Origin of the sequence: Amycolatopsis mongoliensis (assembly GCF_030285665.1) — a bacterium.
Classification (GTDB): Bacteria; Actinomycetota; Actinomycetes; order Mycobacteriales; family Pseudonocardiaceae; genus Amycolatopsis; species Amycolatopsis mongoliensis.
The window spans coordinates 5987294-6000024 of the sequence record NZ_CP127295.1; the positions used below are offsets into that span (position 1 = coordinate 5987294).

Consider the following 12731-nt stretch of genomic DNA (forward strand, 5'->3'; position numbering starts at 1 on the left):
GCCGAAGGTCCTTCCCCGGAGGGACGGACGACTCTAGCCCCGCTTCGGTGCGGTTCGGAAACTCTCGTCATGCAGATCCCACGAGATCCAGCTGCGCAACCGGAACGAGCAGCCACCGCAGTCGCGGAAGCCACCTTGCCGGTTGCGCAGATCGGGCCTTGACCCGGCAGGCACCACGGCACCACCGCCGAAGCCCCGGGCGGGCGCCGACCGGGCCCTCGTTCGTGCGCTGCCACCCGGTTGTCGAGGAGCCTTCCACGTCGAAGCGGGTTCCCGGATATCGGATCATTGAGCCCCCGCCATCGATTCGTCGCTGATTGTCGTTTCTGGCCGGGGCCGGTCAGCTGTCCGAGAGGACCACGTGTGCGAGTCGGAATCCTCGATCTTCTCGGTCCACCGGCCCGGCGCCCGGTGGAAGTCGCCTACCAGCTGTTCATCACCAAGCAGTACGCCAGCATCACCCCGCAGGCCATCTCCGTGTGGTGCCGCCGGCAAGGACACGAAACCTTCTACGCCACCTACTACGGTCTCGGCCGGCCGCACCGCCTGCTGCCCGCCGACCTGGACGTGGTGTTCATCTCCTGCTACACGCAGGTCAGTCACCTCGCTTACGCGTTGGCGAAGCTCTACCACCGGGCCGGTGTCCGCACGGTGATCGGCGGTCCGCACGCCAAGGCGTTCCCGGTGGACTGCCTGCGTTTCTTCGACCTGGTCGTCCGCGAGTGCGACCCGGAGCTGGTCGCCGACATCCTGTCCGGGCAGTTCGACCCGGGCACCGTGATCTCGGCCGGCCGCCCGTTCGACGACGTGCCGGCCGTCGAGGAACGGATGCCCGAAATCCGGGCGTCGGCCTTCTTCTGGGGACGCAAGCCGCTGCTGCTGTCCGCGGTCCCCATGCTCGCGAGCATGGGCTGCCCGTACCAGTGCGACTTCTGCATCGACTGGAACAGCACCTACCGCCTGCTGCCGGCCGACCGGCTCAAGGCCGACCTGCGGTACCTCGCCCGGCACCTGCCGGGCCGGCTGATCGTGTTCCACGACCCCAACTTCGCGGTGAAGTTCGACCAGGTCTTCGAGATGCTGGAGGCCCAGCCTCCCGGCCAACGGCCGCCCTACATCATCGAAAGCTCGCTCACGGTGCTGCGCGGTGACCGGCCACGGCGGCTGAAGGAGACGAACTGCGTGATGGTGGCGCCGGGGGTCGAGTCGTGGACCGACTATTCGAACAAGGCCGGGGTCGGCCGGACCGGCGGGACCGCGAAGGTCGACCGCGTCGCCGCGCACTTCGCTCAGCTGGCCGAGAACGTGCCGTACCTGCAAGCGAACTTCATGTTCGGGCTCGACACCGACCAGGGCGACGAACCGGTCGAGCTGACGAAACGGTTCATGGACCTGGCCCCGTTCGCCTTCCCGACGATCAACATCCCGGTACCGTTCGGCGGCACCCCGCTGCACGACGAACTCACCGCCGACGGGCGGATCCTCGCCACCATGCCGTTCAACTTCTACTACGCGCCCTACCTGGTGACCACCATCAAGAACTACGACCCGATCACCTACTACGAAAAGCTCATCGAGCTCTACTCCCACGCCGCATCCCCCGCGATGCTGCGTCGACGGCTGCAGAGCACCGCCAACCGCATCATCGGCTACGTCCACCGGGCACGTACAGCGGGCTTCCGCTCCGACGTCACCAGCTTCCGGCGCATCCTGGGAATGCTGCGCTCCGACCCGCAGTTCCTGGCCTTCCACGAAGGCCGGACCACGACCCTGCCGGAGTTCTACCGCCGCATCAGCGAACGCATGCTGGGCCACTACGCCGAACTGCTCACCCCGGCCGACCGGACACCCGACCTGTCACCGGCCGGCTCCCCACCCCATCCCGGCACCGAGAAGCCGTGACGGCGGGGCGCGGTTCCTCCGGCCCCCGGGCTGTGGACCCAAGACCCCTGGCACCGCCGCGGCCGGCGTAGATGCTCGACGCAGACTCACGACCGGCAGATCGGACGACCGATGGCAGAGCAGGAACATCCCGGGCTCGCGGACGAGGCCACCTCGGACGGCCCGAGTCCGGCGCGGGGCCACGAGTTCGTCAGCCGGTTCGGCCTGCCGACCGCGACGGCGCTGGTGGTGGGGGCGGTCATCGGCACGGGTGTGTTCGCCCTGCCGTCGTCACCGGCTCCGTACGGCATGTCGAGCCTGCTGGCCTTCGCGCCGGTCACGCTCGGCGCGCTGACCTTGGCGCTGGTGTTCGGGTGGCTCACCCGACGGGCGCCGGGTTCGGGCGGCCCGTACTTGTACGCCCGGGACGCCTTCGGCGACTTCGTAGCCGCGTGGTCGCCCTGGGCGGCAACGCCCTGCTGCGCCGCGGCGAACGCCCGGACGCGGACCTGCAGCAGGTGAACGTGGTCGCCGCCGCCGAGGCGATCGCGGAACTCACCACCGAACACGAAGTCGTGCTCACCCACGGCCACGGCCCCCAGGTCGGCATGCTCGTGCCGACGGTCGTCGACCACTACGGCACCCCGCAAGCCACCCCCATCCGCGAAGCCACCCCCGCCCAACTACGAGCCCGGCAGTTCCCGGCCGGCTCGGTGGGCCCCAAGGTCGACGCGGCGCGCCGCGTCGTCGAACTCACCGGCAACGTCGCCGCCCTCACGCCGGGCGGCAAACCGTGAAAAGCGCGCAGCCGGCGACGGATCCCGCCCGCGCGGTCGCACCGCAGCTCGGGATCAGCCCGGCGGGAGCGCTCACGGCCGACGAGGTCCTGCGTGAACTCGGCGTCACGAGGGCGGCCGGCCTGTCCGGCGACGAAGTGGTGCGCCGGCGGGCCCGGTACGGCCCGAACGCGGTGTCCTCGCACCGGGCCCGGCTGTTTCCCGTGCTCTGGCACCAGCTGCGGTCCCCGTTGCTGGTGCTGCTGATGGTCGCCGCCGTCGCGTCCTACTTCGTCGGCGAGCGTAGCGACGCGGTGATCATCGGGGTGATCGTCGCGGTCTCGGTCGGGCTGGGGTTCGTCAACGAGTACCGCGCGGAAAAGGCCGCGGAAGCCCTGCACTCCCAGATCCGCCACGAGACCGTGGTGATCCGCGACGGTCACCCGCGCTCGGTGGACGTCACCGGACTCGTGCCCGGCGACGTGGTCGAGCTGAAGCTGGGCGACGTCGTCCCGGCCGATCTGCGGCTGCTGGAAGTCGCCGGGCTGGAATGCGACGAGTCGGTGCTGACCGGGGAATCACTGCCGCTGGAGAAGGACACCGCGGCCGTCCCCGCGGGCACCGCACTGGCCGAACTGTCCGGGTGCGCGCTGATGGGCACCGTCGTGCACGCGGGCAGCGCCACCGGCGTCGTGGTGTCGACCGGCGCCCGCACCGGCTTCGGGGCGATCGCGGCCGGGCTGGGCACCCACCAGCTCGACACGGAGTTCCAGGTCGGGCTGCGGAAGTTCTCGATGCTGCTGGTCTACGTCGCCGGTGCGCTGACGACGTCGATCTTCGCGATCAACGTGGTGCTGCACAAGCCGATCCTCGACGCGCTGCTGTTCTCCCTCGCGATCGCGGTCGGCATCACCCCGCAGCTGCTGCCCGCGGTGGTTTCCACGAGTCTCGCCGCCGGGTCGCGGCGGATGAGCCGGCGCAAGGTGCTGGTCAAGCGGCTGGTGTGCATCGAGGACCTGGGCAACGTCGACGTGTTGTTCACCGACAAGACCGGCACCCTGACCCTCGGCCGCATCGACTACATGCGCGCGGTGCCGGCCGGCGCGGCCACCCCGGGCGACGTGCTGCGGTGGGGGCTGCTCTGCACCGAAAGCACCGAATCCGTCAGCGGTAACCTGCTGGACCAGGCGCTGTGGCGCTCGCCGGCGTCCCTCACCGAGCGGCCGGCACTCGCCGGCCATACCCGGCTGGGGATCCTGCCGTTCGACCACGAGCGGCGCATGATCTCCGTTGCCGTCCGCGACCCGGCGGGCGGCACCCTCCTGGTGACCAAGGGCGCCCCGGAGACCGTGCTGGACCGCTGCGTGAGCGTCCCGGCCGAAGCGCGCACCGCACTGGACGCCGAGTTCGCCGCGGGCAACCGGGTCGTCGCGGTGGCCACCCGGCCGTTCCCCGCCGGGCAGCGGCCGGCACCCGAGGACGAACACGACTTGACGCTGCTCGGGTTCCTGGTGTTCCTCGACCCGCCCAAGCACGACGCCGCGCAGTCCCTGCGGCGGCTGGCCGACCTCGGCATCGCGGTCAAGGTCGTCACCGGCGACAACCCCGCTGTCGCGGCGAAGGTGTGCCACGACCTCGGGCTCGGCGACGGCGCCGCGCTCACCGGCACCGACCTCGACGGCCTCGACGACACCCAGCTCGCCGAAGCGATCACCCGCACCACCGTGTTCGCCCGGGTCAGCCCCGAACACAAGGCCCGGATCGTGCGCGTCCAGCGCCACAGCGGCGGCGGGGTGGCGTTTCTCGGCGACGGCGTCAACGACGCACTCGCCCTGCACGCGGCCGATGTCGGCATCTCGGTGGATTCGGCCACCGACGTCGCCAAGGACGCCGCCGACGTGATCCTGCTGGAGAAGGACCTCGACGTGCTCGCGGACGGCGTCACCGAAGGGCGGCGGATCTTCGCCAACACGATCAAGTACGTGCTGATGGGCACCTCCAGCAACTTCGGCAACATGTTTTCCGCCGCCGGCGCGTCGCTGTTCCTGACGTTCCTGCCGATGCTGCCCTCCCAGATCCTGCTCAACAACCTGCTCTACGACTCGAGCCAGCTCGCCATCCCCACCGACACCGTCGACGCCGACCAGCTGCGCCGCCCGTCGCATTGGGACATCGGGTTCATCCGCCGGTTCATGGTCTTTTTCGGCCCGCTGAGCTCGGTGTTCGACTTCGTCACTTTCGGCGTCATGCTGTGGGTGTTCCATTCCGGTCCGGACCAGTTCCGCTCGGGCTGGTTCGTCGAATCCCTGGCCACCCAGACGCTGGTGATCTTCGCGATCCGCACCCGCCGGATCCCGTTCTTCCGCAGCCACCCCAGCCTGCCGCTGACCCTGGGAGTCCTCGGCGTCGTCGCCGTCGGCGCACTGCTGCCCGCGACACCGCTCGCGTCCGCCCTGGGTTTTTCGCCGTTGCCGGGCGGATTCTTCGCCGCGCTGGCCGGGATGGTGCTGGGATACCTCGTCCTGATCGAAGCGGGCAAGCGCATCTTCTACCGCTCCGCGGGTGTGGGTCCGGGCGGGCTGAGGCCCTACAGCCACCACCGCCACCTGCGCCGCCGGGCGGCCTACTTCAGCACGATCGAGCGTGCTGCGGAAAGAGATCGGCTGTTCGACAGTGACCGAGCGGCGTAGGATTGCGGGTTCGGTGCCGCTGCCCCAGACCCCGGCAGGCCCGGGACGCCGTCGGGTCCGGGGCAGAGGAGCAGCTGGGCCCATTGACGTCACCCGACACGCGACCCCACGCTCCGGCGTGGGGACAGGCGAAGGAGCATGACGAACATGACCGCACCCACAGTCGGCGGCAACGACAAGACGAGGGGCGAGCTCGCCCACCGCGAGGTCACCGCGACGATCCCCGGCGAGCAGGGCCACACGACCATCGCCGACGTCGTCGTGCAGAAGATCGCCGGCCTGGCCACTCGCGAGATCAGCGGGGTCTATGCGCTCGGCGGTGGTGCCTCACGAGCGTTCGGCGCGTTGCGGGAACGCATCCCGGGCGCGAGTGCGAGCAGCGGACAGGGCGTCGACGTCGAAGTGGGCGAGCGGCAGGCCGCGGCCGACCTCACCATTGTCGTCGAGTACGGCGTGGCGATCGGCGAGCTGGCCAAGGCGGTGCGCCGCAACGTCATCATGGCCATCGAGCGGATCACCGGCCTCGAGGTCGTCGAGGTCAACATCCACGTCAACGACGTGCACATCCCGGACGAGGACGAGGCGGCCGGTCCTGCCGAGCCGGCCCGCGTGCTGTGACCGCCGTGTCGGCCACCGGTGCCGAGGTGATCGCCGACGCGGTGGCGGCCGCGGTACGGGCGTGCCCGGCCGTGGCCGGACTGCACGGCGGCCGCTACGGCGAGGTCGCGACCTACCTGCCCGGTCGTGCCGTCCTCGGCGTCCGGGTCACCGACGAGGAGGTCAGCGTGCACGTGGTGGGACGCTATCCCGCATCGATCACCGAGATCGCCGGGCAGGTGCGCACGGCCGTGCGGGCGGTGGTCGCCGACCGGCTCGTGTCGGTGACCGTCGAAGACCTGGCCGTGACGGAGTCGAGGCACCCGTGAACAACACCACGATCGGTCTCTTCGCAGGGCTGGCGCTGGGCTTTGCCTGGGCGTTCGGCGGGTTCTTCGCGTTCCTCGTCGTGCTCGTGCTGGGTGCCGTCGGCCTCGCGGTGGGGCGGCGGCTCGACGGACACCACGACATCGAGGCGCTGCGTGATTCCCGCCGGGGCCGTGGACTCCGCTGAGCGAGGGCGTTGAGACGATGACCGTTCACCTGCCGGAGGCCGCGGAGCGGGGCCGGACGACGGTCGCCCCGCTGGCGCTGGAACGCATCGCGGCGCAGGCCGCCGCCGAGATCGTCGATGTCGGCGGCAGCGCCCGTCGCATGGCCGGGGTGGCTTGGGGCACTGAGAAAGCCGAGCAGGCGGTGCGAGTCCAGGCCGTCGTCGACGGCGATCTCGTCAACCTGGTCGTGCACCTGTCCCTCGGCTACTCGGTCCCGGTCGCGGCGGCCGCCGACGCGGTGCGCGCGCATCTGCTCAGCCGGATCAGCGAGTTGACCGGGAAGACGGTCGGCCGCGTCGACATCGCCGTGACCGCCCTGCACACCGCGCACCGGAACCGTGTGCTGCGATGAAGTACCGGCCACGTCGCACGATCCCGGCGGTCGTCGTCGCGACCCTGCTGCTCGCGGCCTGCGTTCTCGTCGCGCTGTCGGCGATCCAGCTGCTGCTCGGGCACAGTCCCCTCATTCCCGTCGATCGGCTGGTCTCGGCCGGGCATCGGTTGCACTGGCACGACATCGGTGTCATCGCCGCCGGCGTCGTCGTGGCAACGGCGGGTCTGCTGCTGCTGGCGGCGGCCGTGCTCCCCGGCGCACCCATCGTCCTGCCTCTCGACGACCACCCGGGCGCCGGTGGACAGGTGGCTGCCGGCGTCACCCGGCGAAGCCTGCGCAAGACCCTCTTGCACAGCGCCGAAACGACCGACGGCGTCACCTCGGCGCGGCTCAGGTTGCACCGCCGCCGGGTCACGATCACCGTGCGCAGCCATCGCCTGGACCTGGCCGGCCTGGACGGCCGCGTGCAGGAAGCGGTCGATCAGCGCCTCGACTCGATCGAGCTCGCCGAACGGCCGACACTGCACGTTCGGGTGACAGCAGCGAGGAATCGGCGATGGACAGCCTGAACCGCCCGGCCCGCCTCAACCGCACACTGCTGGCGCTGGCCGGCGCGCTCCTGCTGGCAGGTGGCACGTTCGTGGTGCTCACCGGCCTCGCGGTGATCCCCGTGCTCGATCCCGCTTCCGCTGTCCTGCCCACGGCCGAGATCGGCTCGTCGTGGGCGCCCTATGCCGTCGTGGTCGCCGTCATCGTCGGCCTGGCCTGCCTGCTCTGGCTCGCCGTGCAGACGACACACCGGCCGCGCACCGGCATCTGGCGGCTGCCGACGGCCGACCCGGCAGCCGGCGACACGACGATCGACGCCGACGTGGCAGTCGTCCCGCTGACGCAGGACATTCTTTCCTACCCGGGTGCGCACAGCGTCGTTGCCAGCCTCGCGGGCGACGCGGCCGATCCCGTGCTGGAGCTGCGCATCGGTCTCGAACTCGACGCCGACCTGGCCGAGATCCGGCGGCGGATCGAGACACACGCCGTCCCGCGTCTGTGTGCGGCGCTGGGCCTGTCCGAGCTGCCCGCCAGGGTGCGGTTCCACCTCGACGCGACCCGCAGCCGTATTCGCGCCCGCTGAGCCGCTCGATCGCGGGCCGGTCTACGTACGGACGTACTCGTCCCGGCAGGTCCTGCCCGGGAGTGCCTGCGATTCGCCCCTGCTGCGGCTGATCAGCACTGCGCCTGGGGATTCCTGGGCCTGCCTTGGCGCTGGCCCGCTGGGCCGGGCAGCCCCTCCCGCGACGACATGAATGAGTCATTCACCTCGTCCGGCGACATGAATGACTCATTCATGTCGCCGGACCAGCCGCCGCGACCCTCGGCAGATCCCGGTCCGATGCACCCGATGCCACGTTGGCGCGCAGGGCCGGGCCGCTGTCGACGAACCTCGGACGCGCGACACCAGCAGCACGCGTCCGTGCGGTCGGCGCGGGTGGCGCCTGTGTCGGGCGAGCAACCGGGACCGTCAACCTCACCTGACGAGTGGATGCGGTTCTCCGGTGAGCGCTGCCACCGCCACTGCCCGTTCTTGTTGCCCGGGTGCACGGCACTCTGTTCGCCGACTGATCGGCCCCGGTGGCTCAGCCGGTGAATTCGTTGACGCCGAGGGCGAAGTCCCAGTGGCCGACCCCGTTGCCGGCGAGGCTCACCGTGATCAGGCCCATTCCTTCCAGCCAGTGCGCCATTTTCAGGCCGCCGACGTCCAGCGGGCGCAGCCCGAGGCTCTCGACGAATGCCGCCACGCCCGCCTTGGCCTGCGCATCGTCGCCGGCGATGAAGACGGTGGGCCGGCCCTTCTCCAAGACATCGCGGAAGATGGTGTTGAACGCCTTCACGACGCTGACGCCGGCCGGGGCCACCTTGGCGACCTCCTGCGCGATCGAGGTCTCCTCGCTGTGGGCCAGTCCGTCGAACGTGGCGTTGAAGGGGTTGCTGATGTCGACGATGACCTTGCCCGCGAGGGCGTCTCCGTACTCGGTGACGACCGGTACGACACCGTCGTACAACAGGGCCGTGATGACGATGTCCCCGGCCGGGACGGCGCCCCACTTGCCCGTCGTCGCGCCGCCGCCCAGAGCCTTGGCCAGGTCGTCGGCCTTGGCCCGGTCTCGTCCCATGACCTCGACGAGGTTGCCGCCCGCCACCGCGCGCGTGCCGATGGTGCGGGCCATGTTCCCCGTACCGATGAGGGTGATGCTGCTCATGAGGTGTGCTCACTTCCTGATTCCTGGTGTGTGGTTCAGATGGCGGTGGTGCCGCCGTCGGTGACCAGTTCCAGGCCGTTGACGTAGCTGGAGTCGTCGGAGGCGAGGAACAGGGCGACAGCGGCGATTTCTTCGGGGCGGCCCATCTTTCCGCGGGGGATGAGGGACTCGAATGCGGCCTTGGTCGCCTCGTCGAACAGTTCTTCCTGTTTCGCGGTGGCGACCTGGCCGGGGGTCAGGACGTTGACCCGGATCTTGCGGTCGCGCAGTTCGTTGAGCCAGACGCGGGCCCAGGCCTGCTGGACGGCTTTGCTTCCCGCGTAGAGGCTCCAGCCGGGGAAGGCGCCGAGGGAGGCGTTGGATCCGGTCATGAAGATCGAGCCGTTGTCGTTGATCAGCGGTAGTGCCTTCTGCACGGTGAACAGGGTGCCGCGCGCGTTGAGCCAGAAGGCGCGGTGGAACTGTTCCTCGGTGATCTCGCCGAGGACGGCGGGTTCACCCCTCCCGGCGCTGGCCCACAGCACGTCGATCGAGCCCTTTTCCCGCTTGACGGTGTCGTACAAGCGGTCCAGGTCGTCCAGCTCGGCCGCGTCACCCTGGACGGCGGTGACGTTGCGGCCGATCAGCTTCACGGCGTCGTCCAGTGCTTCCTGCCGGCGACCCTGGATGAAGACGTGCGCTCCTTCCTCGACGAACAGTTTGGCGCCGGCGAGTGCCATGCCGGTGGATCCGCCGGTGATCAGCGCTGTCTTGCCCTCGAGCTTTCCCACGATCACTCCGTTGAATTGATGGGTATCCGAAAAAGTTCGATTCTTGGTCCTTGTCATTCGCCGAACTCGGTGCGGTTCGGCTCCGTCCACGCCGTCAGCCGGCGGAGAAGTAGTGGCCGTTGTCCAAATCGGCGAGCAGGCTGGGCTGCGCGGGTTCCCAGCCGAGGGTCCGGCGGGTGATGAGGTTGGACGCCGGGTAGTTCTGGGTGACTATGTTCGCGAGGAACCCGAAGTATCCCGGCAGCATCAGTACGTCCGCGGGAACGCTCACGGCGGGCAGGCCCAGACGGCTGCCAATGGCCTCGGCGATCTCGCGGAGCGAGACGCCACCGTCCGCGATCGCGTGCCAATACCTGCCGGCCGGACCCTTCTCCAGCGCCAGGCGGAACAAGGAGGCGGCATCGCGGACGTGCACGGCGTTCCACAGGTTCGCGCCGTCTCCGGGGTAGCCGACGAAGCCCTTCTCCTTGGCGAGCGCGACCAGTTGCACGAGGAAGCCGGCACGATCGGTCGTGCTGTGCGCGATGTTGGCGATCCGCACGATCGAAGACCGCACCCCTCGCTCGGCGAGGCCGACCACGGCGGTTTCCACGACGTTGCGAACCCGCAGGGTGCCCTTGTGCTCATCGCCGCCGGGAAGGGCCGGGTCCTCCTCGGTGACCGGCCGCCCCAGGTTCCCGGGCGAGCCGATGCTCCCCGCCGCGACCAGCGGCTTTCCGGTTTCCGCGAGTGCCTCGCCGTACGCGAGCATGATCGGGAGCTCCGCGGCGGCCACGGCGTCGATCCCGCCGGACGGAAGCAGGTCTTGCCGGTGCGCGACATGGATGACGCCGTCGGAATCGGCGGCCGCCTCCTTGAGCCCGTCGAGATCCTCGAGGTCGCCGCGACGTACCTTCGCGCCGAGCGCGGACACCGCCGCCGCGGCCGTGTCCGACCGGGCCAGGCCGGTGACCTCGTGCCCGGCGGCGATGAGCTCGGGGATGATGTACGAACCGGAATGGCCGGTCCCGCCGGTGACGAAAACGCGCACGCTACTGCTCCTTGAGAATGATGGGGTGCGCTCAGCGGAGGATGCTGACGCCGAGGGAGAAATCGGTGTGCTTGACCGAGTGGGCGACGAGGCCCAATTGCAGCAGGGCGACATTCTCCAGTGTCCGCGCCATGGGCAGCTGCCCGACGTCCATCGGGCGCAGTCCCAGGCTCTCGATGAAGGCTGACACGCGTGTCTTTGCCTGCGCGTCGTCGCCGGCGATGAACACGTCCAAGGGGCGGCCCTCGGCTGGGCCGGCGGCCAGAACATGGGAGAACAGGGTGTTGAACGCCTTGACGACAGGTGCGCCGGCGGGGGCGGCCTTGGCGATCTCCTGGGCGCCGGAACTGCCGTCGGGGGTGACAAAGCCCGTGAAATCAGGGGAAATGGGGTTGGTGATGTCGATGATGACCTTGCCGTGCAGTGCGTCCCCGTACTCGCCGACCACCGCTGCCGCGCTGGCGTAGGGCACGGCGAGGACGACGATGGCCCCGGCCGGGGCGGCGCCGGCCGTCCCGACAGTGGCGCTGCCGAGCGCGGCGGCCCGTTCCTCGGCCTTGGCCTGGTCGCGGCCGATGATCTCGACGGCGTTGCCTCCGGCGAGCGCCCGCTCAGCCAGGGCGCCGGCCATGTTCCCCAGGCCGATGATGCTGATGCTGCTCATGGAATGCCTGCTTTCCGGAGCTGCGCAGGACGCCATGCCCACCCCGGCGTTGTCAACGGTGACGCCGTCGAATGACGCGATGGACGGCGCTCGATTCCTGATGCGCTCGTTCTGGACCCTGCTGTCGAGTCCGATGTCGAATTCTCGGGCCGAATTCGCTCCGGCCCATCACTTACCTATTCAGGCTGCCCGTGGCTTGGGCTGGTGTCCAAGACTTCTTTCGGTCGTGGTGATAACCTGAAGGCATCACCGGACCGGGAGGCTCCATGGATCTCGACTTGCGCAAACTGCGCTACTTCGTCGCCGTGGCCGACCGGTTGCACTTCGGCCGTGCCGCCGATGAGCTGCACATCGCACAGCCGGCGCTCAGCCGCCAGATCCGCGCGCTGGAGCAGGATCTCGGCGCCTCGCTGTTCACCAGGGATCGCCACGGCGTGGAGCTGACCGACGCGGGCCGGCAGCTGCTGGCCGACGCCGGTCCGCTGCTCGCCTCCGCGCACGCGGTCCGCCGCCGGGTGTCCGTGGCCGCCCGCGGCAGCCGGCGGCTGGTGGTCGGCTTCCGGGCCGGCATCCCGGTCATCCCGGCGACGCGGGCGTTCGAGGCCCAGCATCCGGACGTGGTCGTGGACGTGCAGCTGATGGAATGGGACGACCAGGCCCCGATGCTGCTCGACGGCCGCGTCGACGTCGGTTATGTGCGGTTGCCCGTCGACGAGACCGGCCTGCGCCTGACTCCGCTGTACACCGAGCCGCTCATGGTGGTGCTGCCCGCGGGTCACCGGTTGGCCGGCAAGGAAGAGGTCACCGAGGCCGACCTGGCCGGTGAGCCGCTGATCTGGCACGCCGACCCGAGCACGCAGCCCACCAGGCGCCCGCACCCCGACTCCGGGCTCCGGGTGCGCGGGGTGGAGGAGACGCTCGAGCACGTCGCGGCCGGCCGGGGCATCTCGTTCGTGGGGCGTTCGGCGACCGTGTTCTATTCGCGTCCGGACATCAGCTACGTACCGATCCCGGAACTTCCGGCCGACCAGGTGTGCCTCGCGGTGGCGGCATCACGCACCTCGCCGCTGGCCGACGACTTCTTCGTCGCGGCGCAGGCGACGGCCGAGATCACGGCGGAATGTGGGAACTATGATTTGCGTGCGGCTGTCGTGGAGTGATCACGCGGCCTTCGGGA

The 12731-nt window shown here is 69.9% G+C and carries 16 protein-coding genes; 12 read left to right on the top strand and 4 right to left on the bottom strand.

What is annotated here, in order from left to right:
• Nucleotides 1-363: 363 nt before the first annotated feature.
• The 10 genes from QRX60_RS29150 (at nucleotide 364) to QRX60_RS29195 (ending at nucleotide 7964) form a co-directional block, all read left to right on the top strand.
• The gene (locus tag QRX60_RS29150) at nucleotides 364-1902 is read left to right on the top strand and encodes a B12-binding domain-containing radical SAM protein (protein WP_285994617.1); all 1539 of its coding nucleotides are present in this window, start codon (nucleotides 364-366) and stop codon (nucleotides 1900-1902) included.
• A 111-nt stretch (nucleotides 1903-2013) separates the two neighbouring features.
• Complete coding sequence (locus tag QRX60_RS29155; RefSeq protein ID WP_285994618.1) at nucleotides 2014-2403, top strand: amino acid permease; 390 nt, start codon at nucleotides 2014-2016, stop codon at nucleotides 2401-2403.
• A complete protein-coding gene (locus QRX60_RS29160) occupies nucleotides 2334-2678 on the top strand; it encodes a hypothetical protein (protein WP_285994619.1) in 345 nt (114 codons plus the stop codon). Before QRX60_RS29155 ends, QRX60_RS29160 begins: the two co-directional genes overlap by 70 nt.
• Complete coding sequence (gene mgtA, locus QRX60_RS29165; protein WP_285994620.1) at nucleotides 2675-5347, top strand: magnesium-translocating P-type ATPase; 2673 nt, start codon at nucleotides 2675-2677, stop codon at nucleotides 5345-5347. The genes QRX60_RS29160 and mgtA overlap by 4 nt, the downstream gene beginning before the upstream one ends.
• Before the next feature lie 138 nt (nucleotides 5348-5485).
• A complete protein-coding gene (locus QRX60_RS29170) occupies nucleotides 5486-5965 on the top strand; it encodes an Asp23/Gls24 family envelope stress response protein (protein WP_408630146.1) in 480 nt (159 codons plus the stop codon).
• 5 nt (nucleotides 5966-5970) lie between these two features.
• On the top strand, nucleotides 5971-6273 hold the full coding sequence (locus QRX60_RS29175; protein ID WP_285994622.1) for a hypothetical protein: 303 nt from the start codon (nucleotides 5971-5973) through the stop codon (nucleotides 6271-6273).
• Nucleotides 6270-6458, top strand: a complete 189-nt coding sequence (locus QRX60_RS29180; RefSeq protein WP_285994623.1) for a DUF2273 domain-containing protein — start codon at nucleotides 6270-6272, stop codon at nucleotides 6456-6458. Before QRX60_RS29175 ends, QRX60_RS29180 begins: the two co-directional genes overlap by 4 nt.
• 17 nt (nucleotides 6459-6475) lie before the next feature.
• Nucleotides 6476-6850 (top strand): Asp23/Gls24 family envelope stress response protein, encoded by a 375-nt coding sequence (locus tag QRX60_RS29185; RefSeq protein WP_285994624.1) that lies wholly within the window; start codon nucleotides 6476-6478, stop codon nucleotides 6848-6850.
• The gene (locus QRX60_RS29190) at nucleotides 6847-7401 is read left to right on the top strand and encodes a DUF6286 domain-containing protein (RefSeq protein ID WP_285994625.1); all 555 of its coding nucleotides are present in this window, start codon (nucleotides 6847-6849) and stop codon (nucleotides 7399-7401) included. Before QRX60_RS29185 ends, QRX60_RS29190 begins: the two co-directional genes overlap by 4 nt.
• Nucleotides 7389-7964, top strand: coding sequence for an alkaline shock response membrane anchor protein AmaP (locus QRX60_RS29195; RefSeq protein ID WP_285994626.1), 576 nt, complete (start codon nucleotides 7389-7391; stop codon nucleotides 7962-7964). The genes QRX60_RS29190 and QRX60_RS29195 overlap by 13 nt, the downstream gene beginning before the upstream one ends.
• A 502-nt stretch (nucleotides 7965-8466) precedes the next feature.
• Here the strand turns inward: QRX60_RS29195 and QRX60_RS29200 are convergent.
• From QRX60_RS29200 to QRX60_RS29215, 4 genes are all read right to left on the bottom strand, one after another.
• Nucleotides 8467-9090 carry an NADPH-dependent F420 reductase gene (locus QRX60_RS29200; protein ID WP_285994627.1) on the bottom strand — a complete coding sequence of 208 codons (624 nt, stop codon included), beginning with the start codon at nucleotides 9088-9090 and terminating at the stop codon, nucleotides 8467-8469.
• Nucleotides 9091-9125: 35 nt separating this feature from the next.
• Nucleotides 9126-9860, bottom strand: coding sequence for an SDR family NAD(P)-dependent oxidoreductase (locus QRX60_RS29205; RefSeq protein WP_285994628.1), 735 nt, complete (start codon nucleotides 9858-9860; stop codon nucleotides 9126-9128).
• Nucleotides 9861-9954: 94 nt separating this feature from the next.
• Nucleotides 9955-10890, bottom strand: coding sequence for an SDR family oxidoreductase (locus tag QRX60_RS29210; protein WP_285994629.1), 936 nt, complete (start codon nucleotides 10888-10890; stop codon nucleotides 9955-9957).
• A 31-nt stretch (nucleotides 10891-10921) separates the two neighbouring features.
• Nucleotides 10922-11554 carry an NADPH-dependent F420 reductase gene (locus QRX60_RS29215; protein WP_285994630.1) on the bottom strand — a complete coding sequence of 211 codons (633 nt, stop codon included), beginning with the start codon at nucleotides 11552-11554 and terminating at the stop codon, nucleotides 10922-10924.
• Here QRX60_RS29215 and QRX60_RS29220 point away from each other — a divergent pair.
• Both QRX60_RS29220 and QRX60_RS29225 read left to right on the top strand, forming a co-directional pair.
• On the top strand, nucleotides 11535-11795 hold the full coding sequence (locus tag QRX60_RS29220) for a hypothetical protein (protein WP_285994631.1): 261 nt from the start codon (nucleotides 11535-11537) through the stop codon (nucleotides 11793-11795). The genes QRX60_RS29215 and QRX60_RS29220 overlap by 20 nt on opposite strands.
• Nucleotides 11796-11820: 25 nt before the next feature.
• Nucleotides 11821-12714 carry a LysR family transcriptional regulator gene (locus tag QRX60_RS29225; protein ID WP_285994632.1) on the top strand — a complete coding sequence of 298 codons (894 nt, stop codon included), beginning with the start codon at nucleotides 11821-11823 and terminating at the stop codon, nucleotides 12712-12714.
• Nucleotides 12715-12731 lie beyond the last annotated feature (17 nt).